Source organism: Amycolatopsis sp. NPDC051372 (genome assembly GCF_040682095.1).
In the GTDB taxonomy this organism is placed as follows: domain Bacteria; phylum Actinomycetota; class Actinomycetes; order Mycobacteriales; family Pseudonocardiaceae; genus Amycolatopsis.
Genome location: NZ_JBFBAF010000031.1, coordinates 29,362 through 49,259, shown reverse-complemented (window position 1 = coordinate 49,259; position 19,898 = coordinate 29,362). Strand labels below are relative to the sequence as shown.

At 69.8% G+C, this 19,898-nt stretch carries 18 protein-coding genes; 10 read left to right on the top strand and 8 right to left on the bottom strand.

The genetic code is table 11. The features are described 5' to 3' along the window. Positions 1-6: 6 nt before the first annotated feature. The 4 genes from AB0M56_RS37395 to AB0M56_RS37380 form a co-directional block, all read right to left on the bottom strand. Positions 7-1,290 carry a DUF222 domain-containing protein gene (locus tag AB0M56_RS37395; protein WP_364185178.1) on the bottom strand — a complete coding sequence of 428 codons (1,284 nt, stop codon included), beginning with the start codon at positions 1,288-1,290 and terminating at the stop codon, positions 7-9. Positions 1,291-1,453: 163 nt separating this feature from the next. Further along, positions 1,454-1,906, bottom strand: coding sequence for a GNAT family N-acetyltransferase (locus AB0M56_RS37390; protein ID WP_364185176.1), 453 nt, complete (start codon positions 1,904-1,906; stop codon positions 1,454-1,456). Between the two features lie 57 nt (positions 1,907-1,963). Further along, a complete protein-coding gene (locus tag AB0M56_RS37385) occupies positions 1,964-3,007 on the bottom strand; it encodes an MBL fold metallo-hydrolase (protein WP_364185174.1) in 1,044 nt (347 codons plus the stop codon). 106 nt (positions 3,008-3,113) lie between these two features. Then, positions 3,114-3,818 carry a scramblase gene (locus AB0M56_RS37380; protein WP_364185172.1) on the bottom strand — a complete coding sequence of 235 codons (705 nt, stop codon included), beginning with the start codon at positions 3,816-3,818 and terminating at the stop codon, positions 3,114-3,116. A 132-nt stretch (positions 3,819-3,950) separates the two neighbouring features. Here AB0M56_RS37380 and AB0M56_RS37375 point away from each other — a divergent pair, with 132 nt between their 5' ends. Genes AB0M56_RS37375 through AB0M56_RS37360 form a run of 4 tightly spaced genes read left to right on the top strand, consistent with a single transcriptional unit; the run spans position 3,951 to position 8,421 of the window. Then, on the top strand, positions 3,951-4,988 hold the full coding sequence (locus tag AB0M56_RS37375) for a methionine synthase (protein ID WP_364185170.1): 1,038 nt from the start codon (positions 3,951-3,953) through the stop codon (positions 4,986-4,988). A 46-nt stretch (positions 4,989-5,034) separates the two neighbouring features. After that, the gene (locus tag AB0M56_RS37370) at positions 5,035-5,751 is read left to right on the top strand and encodes a hypothetical protein (RefSeq protein WP_364185168.1); all 717 of its coding nucleotides are present in this window, start codon (positions 5,035-5,037) and stop codon (positions 5,749-5,751) included. An 11-nt stretch (positions 5,752-5,762) separates the two neighbouring features. Then, positions 5,763-7,937 carry an NAD-dependent DNA ligase LigA gene (gene ligA, locus AB0M56_RS37365; protein WP_364185166.1) on the top strand — a complete coding sequence of 725 codons (2,175 nt, stop codon included), beginning with the start codon at positions 5,763-5,765 and terminating at the stop codon, positions 7,935-7,937. Then, positions 7,930-8,421 carry a GNAT family N-acetyltransferase gene (locus tag AB0M56_RS37360; protein ID WP_364185164.1) on the top strand — a complete coding sequence of 164 codons (492 nt, stop codon included), beginning with the start codon at positions 7,930-7,932 and terminating at the stop codon, positions 8,419-8,421. Before ligA ends, AB0M56_RS37360 begins: the two co-directional genes overlap by 8 nt. 551 nt (positions 8,422-8,972) lie before the next feature. On the opposite strand, the gene AB0M56_RS37355 is transcribed toward AB0M56_RS37360, so the two are convergent. Further along, positions 8,973-9,626 carry an amino acid-binding protein gene (locus AB0M56_RS37355; protein WP_220237598.1) on the bottom strand — a complete coding sequence of 218 codons (654 nt, stop codon included), beginning with the start codon at positions 9,624-9,626 and terminating at the stop codon, positions 8,973-8,975. Between the two features lie 221 nt (positions 9,627-9,847). On the opposite strand from AB0M56_RS37355, the gene gatC reads away from it, so the two are divergent. Genes gatC through AB0M56_RS37335 form a run of 4 tightly spaced genes read left to right on the top strand, consistent with a single transcriptional unit; the run spans position 9,848 to position 13,682 of the window. Further along, positions 9,848-10,147: an Asp-tRNA(Asn)/Glu-tRNA(Gln) amidotransferase subunit GatC gene (gatC, locus tag AB0M56_RS37350; RefSeq protein ID WP_220237599.1), complete on the top strand. Its 300-nt coding sequence runs from the start codon at positions 9,848-9,850 to the stop codon at positions 10,145-10,147. Continuing rightward, the gene (gatA, locus tag AB0M56_RS37345; protein WP_364185162.1) at positions 10,144-11,661 is read left to right on the top strand and encodes an Asp-tRNA(Asn)/Glu-tRNA(Gln) amidotransferase subunit GatA; all 1,518 of its coding nucleotides are present in this window, start codon (positions 10,144-10,146) and stop codon (positions 11,659-11,661) included. Before gatC ends, gatA begins: the two co-directional genes overlap by 4 nt. Next, entirely contained in the window at positions 11,658-13,163 is a 1,506-nt protein-coding gene (gatB, locus tag AB0M56_RS37340) for an Asp-tRNA(Asn)/Glu-tRNA(Gln) amidotransferase subunit GatB (protein WP_364185160.1), read from the top strand. Before gatA ends, gatB begins: the two co-directional genes overlap by 4 nt. Further along, complete coding sequence (locus AB0M56_RS37335; RefSeq protein ID WP_364185158.1) at positions 13,164-13,682, top strand: hypothetical protein; 519 nt, start codon at positions 13,164-13,166, stop codon at positions 13,680-13,682. It begins immediately after the preceding gene. A 638-nt stretch (positions 13,683-14,320) separates the two neighbouring features. Here AB0M56_RS37335 and AB0M56_RS37330 read toward each other — a convergent pair. Then, positions 14,321-15,535: a PQQ-dependent sugar dehydrogenase gene (locus tag AB0M56_RS37330; RefSeq protein ID WP_364185156.1), complete on the bottom strand. Its 1,215-nt coding sequence runs from the start codon at positions 15,533-15,535 to the stop codon at positions 14,321-14,323. 58 nt (positions 15,536-15,593) lie between these two features. Between AB0M56_RS37330 and AB0M56_RS37325 the strand changes: the two genes are divergently transcribed. After that, positions 15,594-16,502, top strand: a complete 909-nt coding sequence (locus AB0M56_RS37325; RefSeq protein ID WP_364185154.1) for a 2-hydroxyacid dehydrogenase — start codon at positions 15,594-15,596, stop codon at positions 16,500-16,502. A 66-nt stretch (positions 16,503-16,568) separates the two neighbouring features. Beyond that, positions 16,569-17,144 carry a DoxX family protein gene (locus AB0M56_RS37320; protein WP_364185152.1) on the top strand — a complete coding sequence of 192 codons (576 nt, stop codon included), beginning with the start codon at positions 16,569-16,571 and terminating at the stop codon, positions 17,142-17,144. A 179-nt stretch (positions 17,145-17,323) separates the two neighbouring features. On the opposite strand, the gene ilvD is transcribed toward AB0M56_RS37320, so the two are convergent. Both ilvD and AB0M56_RS37310 read right to left on the bottom strand, forming a co-directional pair. Further along, positions 17,324-19,168 (bottom strand): dihydroxy-acid dehydratase, encoded by a 1,845-nt coding sequence (gene ilvD, locus AB0M56_RS37315; RefSeq protein WP_364185150.1) that lies wholly within the window; start codon positions 19,166-19,168, stop codon positions 17,324-17,326. 72 nt (positions 19,169-19,240) lie between these two features. Beyond that, on the bottom strand, positions 19,241-19,777 hold the full coding sequence (locus AB0M56_RS37310; RefSeq protein ID WP_364185148.1) for a PH domain-containing protein: 537 nt from the start codon (positions 19,775-19,777) through the stop codon (positions 19,241-19,243). Positions 19,778-19,898 lie beyond the last annotated feature (121 nt).

Here is a 19,898-nt window from a genome sequence, read left to right as displayed (position 1 = left end):
CGTCGCTTAGGCTCCCTTGCGCGTCTCCACAGGGTGCTCGACTTGGCGGTCCGGTTCATGCAGCGGCGGCGGGACGCTCTCGACCTTTTGGCCGGTCGGCGTCGTGATGACGAGCTTTCCGTCGTCGAGGACCTGATATTTCCAATCGGCGCGATTCTTGAGGCGCCTGTGGCGGATGCAGTAGCTCAGCGTTCCGTCAGCGTCGGTTGCCGACCCGGCCTTCGTCGGTGTCGGTTCGGTCAGGCAGTTGTGCGCGGGGCGCGGGCAACCGGGCTGACGGCACTCGCGGTCCCGGACCCGCACGAACTCCTCGACGTCGAGGCTCGGCCGGTAACGGAACTTGCCGACTTCGATCACCTGCCCGGTGAGCGGGTCGGTGATGATCCGCCGCAGGGTCGTGTCGGGACCGGTCGCGATATGCCGGGCGACCTCGGCCGGAACGTGGCCGTGCCCGGCGAGCTCAGCTGGGTCGTCGTTAAGCCCCAGGTAGGTCTGGAGGTCGACGTACAGGTAGACCTCGGCCTGTTCGGCGACGCCACCCTTGTCTGTCAGCAGGAGGTCGAGCGCGACGTCCGCGCGCAGCTGGTCGAGCGTCCGCTTCTCGTCGCTTGTCTTGAGAGCCCGGGCGATTTTGTCGATACGGAGATAAGCGGCAGTAGCCTTCTCCGTGGGTGCGTTGTCGATGGAGAGCTGCGAGATGCCCTCGCACTGGTGGTGCAGGACGGTCCGGCGTTCAGCGCGCCGTTGCGTGACGCGGTTCGCCGCTCCTTCGGGGTCGGTCTTCATCGCGGCGTATGCGGTGGCTTTGCGGATCTGCGTGGGGTTCTTGTCGGACAGGCGGTCTTCGAGCAGGGTGTCGACGATCCGGGCGTGGTGATCGGACAGCCACACGGTGCCCTCGGTGACCTTCATGGCGCGATACAGGTCGACGAACCCGCTGTCCATCAGACGAAAGGTCCGAGGGAGTCGGTTCGTCAGGGCCTCGGCCGCGGAAACCATGGCGCCGGCCCGGTTGTCTGTGAGGTGCAAAGTCAACGCCACTTCAGAGGCCAGTTCTCGGGCGTCCGATCTTCGTGTGCGCAGTCCGGCGAGACAGTGGAGTTGAAGCGCTTGAAGTCGGGCGATCTGGTGACCCGCGTCCTTGGCCACCTGCATGAGCTGCCCTGTCTGCAAGCGCTCGAAAATCTCGAGATTTGCTTGCATGGCACGGAGAAGGAAGTCGAGGTCGGCGGTTTCGGGGGTGTTGTTGGAATCGCCGGCGGCTGCGTTCGCCGACTTCGATTTGGTCATGGCGGCGACGATACGCATCGGCTGGTGCGTGGTCATCAAAACGGCACGAACGGGCCGTTCGCGCACTTTTCTTGGCGTCACAGGGAATTCGTGGCAACGTGCAGTCGTCGGGTGCTGCGGCGGCCAGGGCAACCTGTGCTGAATGGACAGCAGGAGGAAGGGGTCAGAGGTGCAGCTTGAAACCGGTGTGGCTGGCCGCGAAACCGAGTCGTTCGTAGAACCGATGCGCTGCGGTCCGGGAGGTGTCGGAGGTGAGTTGCACCAAGGCGCATCCGCGCCGGCGGGCCTCGTCGATCGCCCATTGGATGAGGTCTGCACCGAGCCCGGCGCCTCGATGGTCGCTCCGAACCCGCACCGCTTCTATCTGCCCGCGCAGGGCGCCCTGACGCGCGAGGCCGGGGATGATCGTCAGTTGCAGCGTCGCCACGGGTTCGTCGTTCGACGTTGCCACGACCAGAAGCTGATGCGGGTCGGCGTCGATGGCTTCGAACGCGCGAAGGTAGGGCTCGAGGTCGTCGGCTGAGTCCCTGGTCGCGCCGAGTTGGTCGTCGACGAGCATGCGCACGATGGCCTCGACGTCATCGCGGCGGGCTTTTCTCACAGTGATACCGGGCATGGTGATCAGTATTCCAGCGTGGCCGTTGTGGTTTGAGCTGTCGCCGCTGGTTGCCGATCAGTTCGTCCGGTAGTGGCGAACTCCGTCGATCTGCTGGACCGTCAGCTTGTTCTGCGACACCAGGAGGTCGAGGTGGGCACCCGTTTCGAGGACGGCGAGCATCTGGTTGAACGCGTCCATTTCGGGCAGTTTGCGGCCACGGCGGGTCCAGCCCAGCCTGCTGGCGGTCTCGAACGCGGTGCTGGCTCCGGCGTCGACCTGGGCGGCCATCTTCTCGAGGCGCTGTCGGTGGTGTTCGAGCAGCTCGTCGATGCGTTTGTGCACGCTGTCCGCTACCGGGCCGTGCGCCGGCAGCATGCGCTGATCGGGCAGGGCGCGGACCAGGCGTAGTGAGTCGAGGTAGTCGTTGAGCGGCAACGCGGCCGGCACCGGCTGGAAGCCGATCGACGGCGTGATGTGGGGGAGGACGTGGTCGCCTGAGAACAACAGGCCTGCGGCATCGTCGAGGAAGACGACGTGGCCGGTGGTGTGGCCAGGGGTGTGTACCACTTCGAGCTCGCGGTTCGGCAGGACCCGGCGGCGGCCAGGAGTGAGCCACTCGTCCGGGTCCTCCCACAGGTCGAGGTCGGTGCGGCGGGGGACGTCGGCGAACATTCGCCCCAGAGCGGCGATGACTTCGTCGGCGCCGGAGTGGCGGAGGAGCTCGATCTGGGCGTGCATCGGGAGCTGGTCCGGGTCGGCGGTGACCTTCAGTGAAGGTTCCTCCAACTGGCCCAAGGAGATCTTGTTGCCGAATTCGCGCCGAAGGGCGACGGCTTGGGTGTAGTGGTCGCGGTGCACGTGAGTGACGAGGAACTCACGCACATCACCGAGTTCGGCGCCGATGCCCTTCAGCGCCTCGGCCAGGAGCTGGCGCGCTTCGGTGAGGGCCCAGCCGGAGTCGACGAGGGCGAGGGTCGTGCCGTCGGTGACGGCGTAGACGTTCACCGCGCGGAGGGCGTCGTTCGGCAACGGCAACGGGATCCGGTAGACGCCGGCGGCCACTTCGTAGACCCCGGGTTCTGTCCAGTTCCGGTTGCTGTCTTCGGGCAACGGCTCCACGGCGACCTCCGTCCAGGCAGGACTCCGACGTCCCGGCCTTTCGCCTCACATTGGGCCGTCACCGGCGTGGTGTCCACCTGGGCGGCCTGAGACAACGGTCACGTGCTCAGGAGGTCTGGCGGGTGAGGGCGGTGTCGATCGTGAGCGTCGTGGCGACGACCATGCTGGCCAGGGGTTCGGGCAGTTGGTGCGGGATTTCGACGAGGTAGGTGTCGCCGGCGACCGGCGAGGGCCCGGATGGCGGGCGGCTGACGCGGGCGACGTCGGTGTCGGCGTGGTTCTTGATGGTTACGTCCCACGCTTGCCGGCCGGAAGCGGCGACGCGGCCCACTGTGCGGCCGTCGACGACGAAGGTGAAGCGGGTCTCGCCCGGGGTGCGGGTGGGGACGATTTCGCCGATCGGGGTTTCGTCGGCGCGGGTGACGACGAAGCGCGTGCGCAGGTCCTTGGCCGGTCTCGCCACTTTCAGCACGGTGCTGTGGTTGGCGTCGCGGACTTCGAACTTGTGGTTGACGTACTGGTCGTACTTCGGCAACAGGCGCGCGGCCTTGTGCAGGAAGCCTTGGCTGACGTCGGCCACGCCGCCGACGCGAGTGCCGTCGCGGTCGAAGACGCTGAACTCCTCGGTGGTCTCGACGACCTCGGCGCGGCGGCTGACGATGAGGACAGCTTCGGTGAACAGGGTCCCGCCGAAGGAGCGGCCCGGGTAGCGGCGTTCAGGGATGCGCGGCTCGTCGTCCCACCGGCGCGGCCGGGTGGGACTCACCTCGTCGGGATGCCGGCCCGGCGGTGGTGGCGAGGAGCTCGTCATGGCCATCCAGAGTATCGCTGTCTCCGCGAATTCGGTGCTGGCAAAGGGATATGCGGCGAATGTCCGGCTCACTCGGGTGACCCCGGCGAGGGCGGTGGGAGGCATGCGGGTGGGTTCAGCGAGAATTCGCCCGTGACTGAACTAGCTTGGCCCGACGGCGCGGCCACCGCGATCGGCTCGATGCCCGGGGCGGACCCGGCCGAGGCGGCCGCCGTCGTTTTCGGCGAGCTGCCCGACTTCCCGCACCTGCCCGAGTTGCCGGGGCGTGGGGTGGGGGCCGACATCCTCGGTCGAACCGCGGCGCTGCTCGTGGACCTGGCCGTCGAGGTGGTGCCGAGCGGGTACCGCGTCGCGGGGAGGCCCGGGCACGATCACCGGCGGGGGCGCGACCTCCTGCAATGGGACCTCGACGCCGTGCAGGAAGCGCGTGAAAAAGCCGGCGTCGTGCCGCCGGTGTTCAAGACACAGGTGGCCGGGCCGTGGACGCTCGGTGCCGGCATCGAGCTGCCGCGCGGGCATCGGGTGCTCACCGACCGCGGTGCGTTGCGGGACTTCACCTCCTCGCTGCTGGACGGGCTCGCCCAGCACGTCGCCGAGCTGAAGGCGCGCATCGGGGCGCCGATCGTCGTGCAGATCGACGAGCCGTCGTTGCCGGCGGTGCTTGCCGGGAGCCTGTCGACGCCGTCGGGCTACGGCAACGTGGCAGCAGTCCCCGAGCCGGAAGCGCGGGAGCTCCTGTCGACCATGATCGAGGGCGTGCGGGCGATCACGGACCAGCCCGTCGTCGTGCACTGTTGCGCGCCGAAGCCGCCGCTCGCGCTGCTCAGGGCCGCCGGCGCGGACGCCATCGCGTTCGACGTCACGCTGCTCGGCAAGGCGTCGGCGGAGATGCTGGACGCGATCGGCGAAACGTGGGACAGCGGCACGTCGCTGTTCCTCGGCCTCGTCCCGGCGACGGACCCCGGTACGCGCCCGACGCTGAAGGACGTCGCCGACCCCGCGTTCAGGCTCGTGGACCGCCTCGGCTTCAACCGGTCGATCTTGGCCGAACGCGCCGTCCCGACGCCGACCTGCGGCATGGCCGGCGCGACGAACGAGTGGATGCGCCGCGCGCTCGCCCTCACCCGCGAACTCGGCAAGGCCTTCGTGGAGCCGCCCGAAGCGTGGTGAGCGCGCGGTAGCGTGTCGGGCAACGATCGACAACGGGGGATGTTCCATGGGCCTGTTCCGCCGCCGCGCTGCCCGCGCCGACACCGACGCCAAAGCCGCGCCGCCCGACCCGCGCACGCCGTGGCCGGCCCAGCTCGTGCCGTCCGACGTCGAGGCGGCCGCGGCGAAGTTCTGGGAAGGCTGGTTCGAGCTCCTCCCCGTGGTCAACGCGGCCTTGGGCGACCGCGAACCGCACCGCGTCGAGCACGACCTCTGCTTGCTGGTCGAGGCCCTGCACCCGCGGCTGCACTTCTCGCTCGAACGCGGCCGTCAGGCCATCTACGCTCTCGTGGTCACCGGCCAGGAGGACCCGGAGCTGCGGCCGTTCACCGACGCCTGGAAGGCCGCCGCCCCGCCGAACGACGCCATCTGGGAGCACGACGACTCCGTGCCGCCGGTCCCTGACCCGACCGAGGTCACGGTGAACCTCGGCGACCACCGCATCTCGCTGGCCGACGTGCGTGTCGTCGCGCAGGTGGACGAGGACGTGGTCGATGTGGCCGTCTACCACCCCGCGCTGGCCGACCTCGAGCCGGCTGCGCGCACCACCATGACCTTCCTCCCTCTGGACGCCACCCTCGGTGAGCGCGTCGCCGCCGAACGGCTACGCCGCGTCGAGACAGCGGAGACAGAACCGGCGGGCACGATCAGCCTCCTGGAGCTCCGTGACCTGGTCCGGGGTCTGAACGGGCGAGAGGACGAAACTGTCGGCACCTCCGGCTAGGGTTACCACCCGTGAGCAGCGACCTTCCCCACGACCAGGTGGCCGCCCCCGCCGAACCGGCAGTGGCGGCCCAGGACGTCACCGACGTGCCCGCCGACGTGCGCGAACGCCACGGCGCCCTCGCCGAGGACGTCCGCGGGCATCAGTTCCGCTACTACGTGCTGGACTCGCCCATCGTCTCCGACGGGCAGTTCGACGCGCTCCTCGGCGAGCTGCAGGCGCTCGAGGACGAGTACCCGGCGCTGGTCACGCCGGATTCGCCGACGCAGAACGTCGGCGGCACGTTCTCCACCGGGTTCACCGCGTACGACCACCTCGAACGCATGCTGAGCCTGGACAACGTCTTCGACACCGACGAGTTCCTCACCTGGGTGGAGCGCGTCGAGAAGGAAATCGGCTCCACGGAGTACCTGGCCGAGCTGAAGATCGACGGCCTGGCCATCAACCTCCTCTACGAGGACGGCAAGCTCACGCGCGGCCTGACCCGCGGCGACGGCCGCACGGGCGAAGACGTCACGCTCAACATCCGCACGCTGGAGCAGGTCCCCGACGAGCTGACCGGCACCGACGAGTTCCCCGTGCCGAAGCTCATCGAGGTGCGCGGCGAGGTCTTCTTCCGCGTCGAGGACTTTCTGGAGCTCAACGCGAAGATGGTCGAAGCGGGCAAGCCGCCGTACGCGAACCCGCGCAACACAGCCGCGGGGTCGTTGCGGCAGAAGGACCCGCGCATCACCAAGGAACGCCGGCTGCGGCTGATCTGCCACGGCCTGGGCAAGCGCGAGGGCTTCGAGCCGGTCACACAGTCGCACGCGTACGACGCGCTCGTGGCGTGGGGACTGCCGGTTTCGCCGCACACTCGCGTGCTGCACACGGCGAAGGAGCTCACCGACCACATCGCGTATTGGGGCGAGCACCGGCACGACGCCGAGCACGAGATCGACGGCGTCGTGATCAAGGTCGACCAGGTCGCGCTGCAACGCCGGCTGGGCACCACTTCGCGTGCGCCGCGCTGGGCGATCGCCTACAAGTACGCGCCGGAAGAGGCGATCACGACGTTGCTCGACATCCAGGTGGGCGTCGGGCGCACGGGGCGCGTCACGCCGTTCGCCGTCACGGAGCCGGTGAAGGTCGCAGGTTCGACGGTGGCGCGCGCGACGCTGCACAACGCGGAAGAGGTCAAGCGCAAGGGCGTGCTGATCGGCGACCGCATCGTGATCCGCAAGGCGGGCGACGTCATCCCCGAGGTGATGGGACCGGTCGTCGACGCGCGCACGGGCGACGAGCGCGAGTTCGTCATGCCCACGCACTGCCCGGAATGCGGCACGGAACTCGCCTACCAGAAGGAAGGCGACAAGGACATCCGCTGCCCGAACACCCGTTTCTGCCCCGCGCAGCTGCGGGAACGGCTGTTCCACCTGGCCGGTCGCGGCGCATTCGACATCGAGGTGCTCGGGTACGAGGCGGCTGTCGCGCTGCTCGACGCGCGTGTGGTCGCCGACGAGGGCGACGTGTTCGACCTCAGCGAGGACGCGCTGTCCGAGGTGGAGTTGTTTCGCACCAAGGCAGGGGACCTCTCAGCCAACGCGCGCAAGCTCCTGGCGAACCTCGACGTGGCGAAGGACCGTCCCCTGTGGAAGGTGATCGTCGCGCTGTCGATCCGCCACGTCGGACCCACGGCGGCGCAGGCGCTGGCGCGCGAGTTCGGCTCGATCGAGCGCGTCGAGGAGGCGAGCGAGGAGGAGCTCGCCGACGTCGACGGCGTCGGGCCGACCATCGCACACGCCGTGCAGGAGTGGTTCGAGGTCGACTGGCACCGGGAGATCGTCGAAAAATGGCGACGCGCCGGCGTGCGGATGGAAGAGGAACGCGACGACTCGATCCCGCGTCACCTCGAGGGGCTGTCGATCGTGGTCACGGGCTCGCTCGAGGGGTTCTCCCGCGACGAGGCCAAGGAGGCCATCATGGCCCGCGGCGGGAAGGCGGCTGGGTCGGTGTCGAAGAAGACGGCGTTCGTCGTGGCGGGCGAGGCGCCGGGGTCGAAGTACGAGAAGGCCGTGCAGCTCAAGGTGCCGGTGCTGGACGAGGGCGGCTTCCGCGTGCTGCTGGAGCGGGGTCCGGACGCGGCCGCCGAGGTGGCGCTGGATACCGGCACCGCTGTGCCGGACGAGGAGCCCTCCGATGGGTGACGTCGAGATCAGGGTGCCGCGGGCCGAGGAGCTCGCGGCGGTGGGGGAGCTGACGGTCGAGGCGTACCGCCTGGACGGCCTGCTCTCCGACGAGGTCGGGTACGAGAACGAGCTGCGCGACGTCGCGCACCGGGCGGAGCACGCCGAGCTGCTGGTGGCTGTCGATGGCGACGCGGTTCTCGGGACGGTCGCGGTGGTGCGACCGGGCACGTCGTACGCGGAGATCTCGCGTGAGGGTGAGCTGGAGTTCCGGATGCTGGCCGTCGCCGGTTCCGCGCGTGGGCGTGGGATCGGCGAGGCGCTCACGCGGGCGGTGCTGGAACGGGCGCGGGAGCTGGGGTTGGGGAAGGTCGTGTTGAGCAGTCTCGATCGGATGCGGACGGCTCATCGGCTGTACGAGCGCATAGGGTTTCGGCGGTTGCCGGAGCGGGATTGGAAGCCGTTTCCGAACATCAGCTTGATCGCGTATGAGTACGATTTGTAGACTGTTTCGGCTGGTCAGGGTCTTTTGCCGCTGAGGGGCGACGGTTTGGGCCAGGCGCGAATCGGGTGCCCGGACGGACGTGGGCAGGGTTTGATTGCCGGCCTGATTGTGGCGGCGGATCTCATTGGCCCGCGGGGTGCTGCGGTGCTCGGCAGCGGACCCGCGTCGGCGACGGCTGGGCGAGCGGCCGGAGCGCCGGGAGGCCGTAGCCCGCCAGCTTAGATTGTCGTCGCACATCGGCAACGCCACGGATCGGTGTCGCCGATCCGTGGCGGCGACGGCTGGGCGGGCGAGCGGCCCGAGCGCCATGAGGCCGTGGTTTGCCGGCTTGGAGTGTTGCCGCCCGTCGGCAACACCACGGATCGGTGTCGCCGACGGGCGGGCGTGCTCGCGCGTGGATTGGTCGGCGCTTCTCGGCTGAGGTGTCATTGCCCGTCAGCGAAGACCCCGTCGAACGGTCCGAAGAGTCGCCCTGAGGGGACCGTGGCTCGCCGACGCAAGGCATCGCCGTTCTGTGGCGAATCCCAGCTCAGCGCCCGAGACGGGACCCGTCAGCCGTCCAGGACGACGGCGACGATGCCGGCGAAGTGCGCCAGGCGAGCGACCTCCGCGGCGCGGAAGTTGGGGCCTCCGGGCCGGGCCACGAGAAGAGCCTTGCCCGGCTTGCCCAGTGGCGTCGCCGCGAGCTCCGTGCCCAACTCCTTCCACGTCTCCGGGATCCAGTCCTCTTCGCCGTCGAGAACGGTAGCGCGCTCCAGCGGCAGCCAGGGCAGGTCCGTGAACGGGTTCTCCGGCGCCGCGCTCGACGAAGCCAGCCGCCGCGTGCCCGATTCCCGGTGTTCCACGACGACGGCCCAACCGGCGCGGATGATTTTCGGCACACCTTCGGCAAGCAGGTCGAGCCCGGTCTTCGGCTGGGCCGCGATCTCCTCGACCAGCTCCAGCTCGCGGTGGGTGTCCAGAATCCCGGCGTACGGCCGGACGGCGTCGACCTCGACGCCTTCGATGCTCTCGGCCGCGGTGATGAGGGCGTCCGGCAGCCGGCCGGACGGGAGCTCAACCACGAGGTCGTCGATGGCGACCCCGCCGCCGCGCTCCACGACGTCGACGCTGAGGATGTCGGCGCCGACGGTGCCGAGCGCCGTCGCGACAGCGCCGAGGGTGCCGGGGGAGTCCGGAAGCTGGACCCGCAGCAGGAACGACACCACACGCCCCTCTCGCCTCAGGCGTTCCGCCTTGTCGCGGAACGCGGTAACCGGGCGCCGATTGTGACAGACCGGGTAGTGCTTGGGGACCGCTGTCCGGCGAACGGGACACCCCGGGTCGCAGCAGGTCCGGCCATAACCCGGTCGAGCCGTCCGGCGCCGCCACCATAGACTTGCAGCTTCCGACCGCACCCGCACAGCACACCCCGGGAGTCACCCGCGTGCCCAACATTTCCCGAGACGAGGTCGCGCACCTCGCCAAGCTGGCCAGGCTGGCCGTCACCGATGACGAGCTGGACGTCTTCGCGGGCCAGCTCGACCAGATCCTGGACTCGGTGGCGAAGGTGAGTCAGGTCGCCGCGGCAGACGTCCCGCCGACCTCGCACTCCGTGCCGCTGACGAACGTCTTCCGCGAGGACGAGATCCGCCCCTGCCTGACGCAGCAGCAGGCACTGGCCGGCGCGCCGGCCGCCGAGGAGGGCCGGTTCCGGGTGCCGCGGATTCTGGGAGAAGAACAGTGAGCGAACTCGTCAAGCTGACCGCCGCCGAGCTGGCGGCGAAGATCCATGCGCGAGAGGTCTCCGCGGTCGAGGTCACCCAGGCGCACCTGGACCGGATCGCCGAGGTCGACGCCCACGTCCACGCGTTCCTGCACGTCGACACGGAAGGCGCGCTCGGCGCGGCCAAGTCTGTCGACGAGAAGCTGGCCGCGGGGGAGCAGCCCGCGTCGTCGCTGGCGGGCGTGCCGCTGGCGCTGAAGGACGTGCTGACCACCGAGGGCATCCCCACCACGTGCGGTTCGCGCACGCTTGAGGGGTGGATCCCTCCGTACGACGCGACGGTTACGCGCAGGCTGCGCGAAGCCGGCGTCGTCATCCTCGGCAAGACGAACATGGACGAGTTCGCCATGGGTTCGTCCACGGAGAACTCCGCCTTCGGCCCCACGCACAACCCCTGGGACCACGCCCGCATCCCGGGCGGTTCGGGCGGTGGCTCGTCGGCGTCGATCGCGGCATTCGAGGCCGCGCTGGCCATCGGCACGGACACGGGCGGCTCGATCCGCCAGCCGGGCGCCGTCACGGGCACGGTCGGCGTGAAGCCGACGTATGGCGGGGTTTCGCGCTACGGCCTCGTCGCCTTCTCGTCGTCGCTCGACCAGGCCGGCCCGTGCGCGCGCACGGTGCTCGACGCCGCGTTGCTGCACGAGCTCATCGCCGGCTACGACCCGATGGACTCGACGTCGATCGACGCACCGGTCCCGCCGGTCGTCGCCGCGGCGCGCGAAGGGGCCACTGGCGACCTCAAGGGCGTGCGCGTCGGCGTGGTGAAGGAGTTCGCCGGCGACGGGTACCAGGCCGGCGTGCTGCGGTCGTTCCACGCCGCCGTCGAGCAGCTGCGCGCGCTGGGCGCCGAAGTGGTCGAGGTCTCGTGCCCGCACTTCGTCTACGCGCTGCCCGCGTACTACCTGATCGCGCCGAGCGAGGCGTCGTCGAACCTCGCGCGGTTCGACGCGATGCGCTACGGCCTGCGCGTGGCCGACGACGGCACGCACAGCGCCGAAGAAGTCATGTCGCTGACGCGCGAAAAGGGCTTCGGCGCCGAGGTGAAGCGCCGCATCATGCTGGGCACGTACGCGCTTTCGTCGGGCTACTACGACGCCTACTACGGCTCGGCCCAGAAGGTGCGCACGCTCATCACGCAGGACTTCACCTCCGCGTTCGAGCAGGTGGACGTGCTCGTGTCGCCGACCACGCCGACCACGGCGTTCAAGATCGGCGAACGCGTGGACGACCCGATGGCGATGTACCTCGCCGACCTCTGCACCATCCCGTCGAACCTCGCGGGCAACGCCGCCATGAGCGTCCCGAGTGGACTGTCCGACGAGGACGGCCTGCCGGTCGGCCTGCAGATCATGGCCCCGGCGCTCGCCGACGACCGGCTCTACCGCGTCGGCGCCGCCTACGAGGCCGCACGCGACGCCGCCGCCGGCGGGTCGCTCGTGCACCAGGTCCCGGAGCTGGGAGGAACGAAGTGACTGCCGTGGCCGAGTTGATGGACTACGCCGAGGTCATCGAGCGCTTCGACCCGGTGCTCGGGCTCGAGGTCCACGTCGAGCTCAACACGAAGACGAAGATGTTCTGCGGCTGCGCCAACGAGTTCGGCGGCGAGCCGAACACGAAGACGTGCCCCACGTGCCTGGGCCTGCCCGGCGCGCTGCCCGTGGTGAACGGCAAGGCCGTGGAGGGCGCGATCCGCATCGGGCTGGCGCTCAACTGCGAGATCGCCGAGTGGTGCCGCTTCGCGCGGAAGAACTACTTCTACCCGGACCAGCCGAAGAACTTCCAGACCTCGCAGTACGACGAGCCGATCGCCTTCAACGGCTACCTCGACGTCACGCTCGACGACGGCGAGGTCGTGCGCGTGGAGATCGAGCGCGCGCACATGGAGGAGGACACCGGCAAGTCGCTGCACATGGGCGGCGCGACCGGCCGGATCCACGGCGCGGACTATTCGCTGCTGGACTACAACCGCGCGGGCGTGCCGCTGATCGAGATCGTCACGAAGCCGATCGAGGGCACCGGCGAGAGGGCGCCGGAGGTGGCGCGCGCGTACGTCTCGGCGCTGCGTGACCTGCTGCGGGCGCTCGACGTGTCCGACGTCCGCATGGACCAGGGGTCCCTTCGCTGCGACGCGAACGTGTCGCTGATGGACAAGGACGCCACCGAGTTCGGCACACGCACAGAGACGAAGAACGTCAACTCGCTGCGCAGCGTCGAGCGCGCCGTGCGGTACGAGATGACGCGCCAGGCGGCGATTCTCGCGGGCGGCGGCTCGATCAAGCAGGAGACGCGGCACTTCCAGGAGGCCGACGGCACCACGTCCGGCGGGCGCACCAAGGAGACCGCGGAGGACTACCGGTACTTCCCGGAGCCCGACCTGGTCCCGATCGCGCCCGCGCGCGACTGGGTCGAGGAGCTGCGCAAGACGCTGCCGGAGATGCCGGCCGAGCGGCGAAAGCGGATCCAGACCGAGTGGAACCTGTCGGACGAAGCGTTGCGCGACCTGCTGAACGTCGGCGCCGTCGACCTCGTTGCGGCCACGGTCGAGGCCGGCGCGAAGCCGGACGAAGCCCGCGGCTGGTGGGTCAACACGCTGGCGCAGGAGGCGAACACGCGCGAGGTCGAGCTCGCCGAGCTGGCGATCACGCCGGTGCAGGTGGCCGAGGTGATCGCGCTCGTGTCCTCGGGTGAGCTGACGAACAAGCTCGCCAAGGAGGTCGTGCAGGGCGTGCTCGCCGGCGAGGGTTCGCCGCGCGAGGTGGTGGACAAGCGCGGGCTGAAGGTCGTTTCCGACGACTCCGCGCTGATCGCCGCCGTGGACGAGGCGCTGGCCTCACAACCGGACGTCGCGGAGAAGATCCGCGGCGGCAAGGTCGCCGCGGTGGGCGCGATTGTCGGCGCGGTCATGAAGGCCACCAAGGGCCAGGCCGACGCCAAGCGCGTGCGCGAGCTCATCATCGAGCGCGTCGGTTCCTGAGTGGCGTTCTCCGTCAAACGCGTTACGTGGCGTGAGTGGCTCGGTCTGGGGGCCGGGCTGCTCGCGCTCGTGGCGGTGTTTCTTCCCTGGACGGTCCTCACCGCCGACACGGCGACGGCCGACGTTCGTGATGCCTTCAACTCCCTGCCCCACGATGACGTCGTGCGCTCGGCCTGGCACTCGGACTTCTTCTCGTGGTTCCCGCCGCTGGTGCTGGTGCTGGTCGGCCTCGTGGTGGTGTTCTTCGGACAGGTCAGGAAGGTCCGGGTCAGCGGCCTGCCGCACCTGTGGCTCGTCGCGGGCCTCGCCGCGCTGCTGCTCATGGTCATCGGCTGGACGACGCTGGACTGGGTCTTCGACAGCGACCAGCGGGCGTTCCTGGAAACCGCCGGCGTGATGATCAACCCGGGGGTTGGCCGGTACGTCGCGCTGCTCGCCGTGCTGGTGTCGATCGCCGCGTCGATCCTGGACATCCGGGCAGCGCGGACGGAAAGCCGGGCCCCACGGTCTCGCCGCTGAGGGGCGAAACCGCCGTTGCCTCAACGGCGACGGTCGCTTCGCCTCCGAGGGGCAACGCGATTCGCGTCTCAATGGCGATTGCCGGCTCGCCTAGGAACGGCAGCCGGGATTGGCCGCTGAATGGCGACTGCTGCCGTTTCGCCGTGAGCGGCAACATGATTCGCCGCTGAAAGGCGACCGCCGGCTCGCCTGGGAACGGCGACCGGGATTTGCCACTGAGCGGCGACTGCTGCTGCTTCGCCTGGGAACGGCAACGCGATTCGCCACCGAGCGGCGACTGCCGCTTCACCAGGGAATGGCGGCCGGATTGGCCGCTGAGTGGCGACTGCCGCGTGGCCTGGGACCTGCAACTGGATTCGCCGCTGAACGGCGACAGTCGACTCGACTCGGAACGGCGACCGCAATTCACCGCCCAGTGGCGACCGCTGCGGCGCCGAGGTGCGGCGACCAATCGCCGCCGAACGGCGAAAGGCTTCGCGCTATCGAGAGGTGGCTGGGTCCGGGCATTCGTCGGCGGATGGCGACGCGCTCGGGCCGGGTAGCTGAGGCAACGAGCCGGGAGCGAAGACCACCCGGAACCACCCGTCGCCGCTCAACGGCGACACCCACAACCCCCCAGGCCAGGCCGAAGCCGGACCTCAGTCCTTCCCCGGACCGACTTCGGTTTGGACGAGCGTGATGAGGACGACGCGGTCGTCGCTCGAGACGGGTTTGCCGCCGTCCTTGTTGGTGGTGCCGGCGACCGCCAGCTGGGGGCTGATCATGCTCATGGCGGCGAGGCGGCCATACGTCGTGGGGGGCTTACCCTTGCCGTCGAGGCTGACGCTGGGTTTGCCGGTCACAGCGCCGTCCGGGTTGACCGGCAAGTTCTGCAGGCCGACTGACGACGCGATGCTCAGGAGGCCGTCCAGGTCGGAGAAGTCGGCACAGCCTCGGACGCCCGGCTTGTCCGGCCAGGTCCACGCGGGCGTCGACAGGGCCTGGCCCGCCTGGACGCGGTACAGCGCGTCGGGGCCGGCGGTTTGGTCGGTTGCCCATACGCGCTTGCCGTCGGGGGAGGTGCAGAGGCCGCCCGGGGCGTGGAGGCCCGAGGCGTACACGGCGGAGCCCGCGGTCGGGTTGCCGGCGGCCGGGCTGCCCGATGTGTCGATGCGCAGCACCTTGCCCGCCAGCGACTTCGGGTCGGCCGCAGACGCGGGGTTGCCCGCGTCGCCCGTCGCGACGAGCAGGGCGCCGCGGCCGTCGCCGACGAGGGCGCCGCGGTTGCCGGTCGTGCCCTTCGGGATGCCCGTGAGCACCGGCTTCGGCGGCTGGCCCTTCGCGAAGCGCACGACGCGGTTGTCGGTCGCCGTGGTGATGTACGCGAACACCAGCTGGTCCTCGACGTAGCTCGGCGACAGCGCAAGCGAGGTCAGGCCGCCGTCACCGGTCGCGACGACGTCAAGCTGCTCGAACGGCGTCGCGTCGTGGCCGGCTGTGGCGAGAACCACGCGGCCCGATTTCCGTTCACCGGCGAGAGCCGCCGGAGTCGAGCCGTCGCCCGGGAGGCCGGCGACGGCCGCGACCGTGTCCAGGCACGTGGCGATCACGGCCTTGTCGAAGTCCTTGCACCCCTGCGGCGGCGGGATCGGCGTGGGCGACTGCTGCTGACCGCCCTGGCCCACGCCGCCTTGGCCGTCGCCGGACGGGTCGTTCGGGTCCTGCACCTGCGGCGGCGACTCGGGGCTGGGCACCGGGGCGGCGCTGAACGTCTGGCCGGCCGCGGTGTCGTCGAACCGCGCGCAGCCCGACAGCAGGAGTCCGCCAGAGGCGAGAAGGGCCAGCGGCGCCGACCACCGGTACCGGGTACGCATGATGCTCCAGCCTAGGTGCCCCCGCGTGAGCGCGGAGTAAGTGGCTAACGTGGCGATCATGACGCTGACTGTGCTGGTCCCCGACGACGAGGGCGTCGAGGCGCTCTCGGAGCTCCCGATGGTGCAGGCCGTGCGCTACCAGTGGGGCGACCCCGTGCCGCCGGAAGCCGCGAAGGCCGATGTTCTCATCCCCGGCCGTCACCCGGCAGGCGACGAGCTGTGGCGCGAGCTGCCGAACCTGAAGCTCGTGCAGCTGCTCTCGGCCGGCGCCGAGGATTGGGTCGGCAAGCTCCCCGACGGCGTCCTGCTCTCCACCTGCCGGGGCGCCCACGGCGGCAGCACGGCCGAATGGGTCGTCGCTGTCTTGCTGTCGATGTACCGGAAGCTGGACGTTTTCGCCGACGCCCACCGCGAACGCCACTGGGAACGCCGCTCGGCCGAAACGCTGCAGGGCCAGCACGCACTCATCGTCGGCGCCGGAGACCTCGGGCGGCAGCTGCGGCGCCGGCTCGAACCGTTCGACGTCCGCTGCACGATGGTCGGCATGTCGGCGCGCGACGGGGTCCACGGCGTCGCCGAGCTGCCCGAGCTGTTGCCGCACCACGACATCGTGGTGCTGATGGTCCCCCTCACGTCGCGCACGCGGGGGATGGTCGACGCCGAGTTCCTCGCGGCGATGCCCGACGGCGCCGTCCTCGTCAACGCCGCGAGGGGACCGGTCGTGCGCACCGACGCGCTCCTCGCCGAGCTCACCGCCGGCCGCCTGCGCGCGGCGCTCGACGTGACGGACCCCGAGCCGCTGCCGGCCGACCACCCGCTGTGGCACGCGCCGGGTCTGCTGCTCACACCGCACGTCGGCGGGGCCGTCGCCGGTGTGCGGCGACGCTCGTACGCCGTCGCCGCGGCCGAGATCGCGCGTTACGCGGGCGGCGAGCTGCCCGACAACATCGTGCACGGCGAATACTGAGGCGAAGGGCCCCTGACCTCGGCGCGCTCGCTCGCGGCCGGGGTCGGGATCCCCTACCCTTCGCGCGTGACCAGTCAAGGGGACGACTACCAGAGCGGCCTGCTGTCAGGGGTCGGGGACACGACGAACGACAACGACGACGAGGTACGCCAGGGCGGCCTGGGCCTCGGCCTGTTGATCCTGCGCCTGGGGCTCGCCGCGATCGTGGGGGCGCACGGCCTGCAACACCTGTTCGGTGCGTTCGGGGGACCCGGCATCACGGGGTTCGCGCACCTGCTCGAGACATTCGGCTTCCACAAGCAGACCACGCTTCTCTCGTGGGTCACCGGCATCGTCGAGGTCGGCGGCAGCGCGCTGCTGCTCGTGGGCCTCTTCACACCGCTCGCGGCCGCCGGGATCCTGGGCGTCGCCGCCAGCGCCGTCTTCGCGAAGTTCCACGGCGGCTTCTTCGAGGGCGACGGTCGCGGCTGGGAGTTCGAACTCCTCGTCGGCGTGGTGGCCCTCGCCCTGATTTTCACCGGCGCCGGCCGGATCTCGCTGGAGCGGAACACGCCGTGGCGCAAGCGGCCGTTGCCCCTGGGTGTCGTCTCGCTGCTGTTGGCCGCGGCGGCTTCGGTGGTGGTCATCGTTTTGACACGCTGACCTGGGGTTTGCCACGGGGTGGCGAAAGCAGTTCCGCCGCCCGGCGGACGGAGTGATCCGGAGCTCTCGCCGGGCCGCTGACCAGCACGAAGACCGCCGTCGCCAATCAGCGGCAACGAACGAAAAGGGCCGTCCACCCCCTCGGGGGATGGACGGCCCGTCTCATTCAACCGTCAAGCTCACTTGTTCGGGTCCCGCACAGCGCCGGTGTCCGCGGAGGTGGCCATCCGCGCGTACGCACGCAGCGCCGCAGTGATCGGGCGCTGACGCTCCTTCGGCTGCCACGGCCGCTCCGCCGTCTCCATCTTCGACCGGCGCTCCGCCAGGGTCTCGGCGTCGACCAGCAGCTCGAGGCGGCGTTCGTGGACGTCCAGCAGGATGCGGTCGCCGTTCTCGACCAGGCCGATCAGGCCGCCCGCCGCTGCCTCCGGCGAGATGTGGCCGACGGAGATGCCCGACGAGCCGCCCGAGAAGCGCCCATCCGTGATCAGCGCGCACTTCTTGCCCAGGCCCGAGCCCTTGAGGAACGCGGTCGGGTGCAGCATCTCCTGCATGCCCGGCCCGCCGGCAGGACCCTCGTAGCGGATGACGAGCACGTCACCCGGCTGGATCTCCTTGTTGAGGATCGCCGACACGGCCTCTTCCTGGCTCTCGAGCACCCGCGCCGGGCCCTCGAAGTGCCACAGGTCCTCGTCGATGCCGGCGGCTTTGATCACGGCGCCGTTCTCGGCGAGGTTGCCGCGCAGGATCGCGAGGCCGCCGTCCTTCGTGTACGCGTGCTCGACGTCACGAATGCAGCCGCCGGCGGCGTCGGTGTCGAGCGACGACCAGCGGTTCTCCGTCGAGAATGCCTTGGTGGTGCGCACGCCGCCCGGCGCCGCGTGGAAGAGCTCCAGCGCCTTCTCCGACGGCGACGCCGCGCGGATGTCCCACTCGTTCAGCCAGGAGTCGATGTCGGGGGAATGGACCGAGTGGACGCCGGTGTTCAGCAGGCCACCGCGGTAGAGCTCGCCCAGGATGGCGGGGATTCCGCCGGCGCGGTGGACGTCTTCCATGTGGTAGTCGGAGTTCGGGGCCACCTTCGACAGACACGGCACGCGGCGGCCGATGTCGTCGATGTCGCTGATCGTGAAGTCGACTTCGCCTTCCTGCGCGGCGGCGAGGATGTGCAGCACGGTGTTGGTCGAGCCGCCCATGGCCATGTCGAGGGCCATCGCGTTCTCGAAGGCCGCGCGGGTGGCGATCGAGCGCGGCAGCGCTGACGCGTCGTCCTCGCCGTACCAGCGCTTGCACAGGTCGATGACCGTGCGCCCGGCGCCGGAGAACAGCTCGCGGCGCGCAGCGTGCGTGGCCAGCGTGGAGCCGTTGCCCGGCAGCGACAGGCCCAGCGCCTCGGTGAGGCAGTTCATGGAGTTCGCGGTGAACATGCCGGAGCAGGAACCGCAGGTCGGGCACGCCGAACGCTCGACGATCGACAGCCCGTCCTCGTCGACCTCGCTGCTCGCCGACGCGGCGATCGCGGTGATCAGGTCGGTGGGTGCCTGCGCGACGCCGCCGACGACGACGGCCTTGCCGGCTTCCATCGGCCCGCCGGAGACGAACACGGTGGGGATGTTGAGGCGCATGGCGGCGTTGAGCATGCCGGGGGTGATTTTGTCGCAGTTGGAGATGCAGACGAGGGCGTCGGCTTGGTGCGCGTTGACCATGTACTCCACGGAGTCCGCGATGATTTCGCGTGAGGGCAGCGAATAGAGCATGCCCGAGTGGCCCATCGCGATGCCGTCGTCGACGGCGATGGTGTGGAATTCGCGTGCGATGCCGCCGGCTTCCTTCACGGCGTCGGCGACGATGTCTCCGAGGTCCTTGAGGTGCACGTGGCCCGGCACGAATTGGGTGTAGGAGTTGGCGATGGCGACGATCGGCTTGCCGAAGTCGCTGTCGGTCATCCCGGTCGCGCGCCAGAGCGAGCGCGCGCCCGCCGCGTTGCGGCCGTGGGTGGTGGTCCGGGAACGGAGGTGCGGCACGGCATTCTCCCAGGTCAGAAGGCTGGTCCAGGCGGAGTCACGAGACCGCTCCGCAAACTGGTCCTACCAATTCTACTCACTGGGCTCGGCCGGGGAACCGCCGGTCTCGGCGGACGTGGCCTCGGGGGCCTGCTCCGGAGCCTTCTCGGCCGGCTTCGCGGCGGCCTTTTCAGCGGCCGGCTTCAGCTCTTCGTCACTCAGCACACCCGAGGGGTCCTTGATCTTCCCCTCGCTCACGAGCGCGAGCACCGGAAGGTGGCGCGTCCTCACCGTGGGCAACGTGACCTGCGTGTCGTCGCCCAGCACGGCACGCACGCGAGCCCTGCCGGTGATGGCGAGTCCCTTCAATGCCGACCACGGGAGGTCGCGCTTGCCGAACACCGTCCGCACCGCCAGGCCCTCGCGCGTCGCGACGGTGCGCGTGCGCACGACGAAGACGAACAGCGCGATCGGGAAGATGTACAGCCATTGCAGCCCGTTGATCTCCCCGAGTGCGATCGGTGTCACACACACGGTCAGGAGCGCGATCGCCATGTACGCCGTGTTGGGGATCTTGAACACGGCCTTCCGGCCTTCGTCCGCGCGCTGGTCCTGCTCTTTTTCGGCCACCAATGAATGGTGCACCGCGTCTCCGGCGTGCTTGCGCCCGGGTCGCGGGGTCCCCCCGAAGAGCAGTACTGGCGGTCCAGCATGCGGAACCGCCGTCTCGCAGAGTTGACACTCGCGCGGA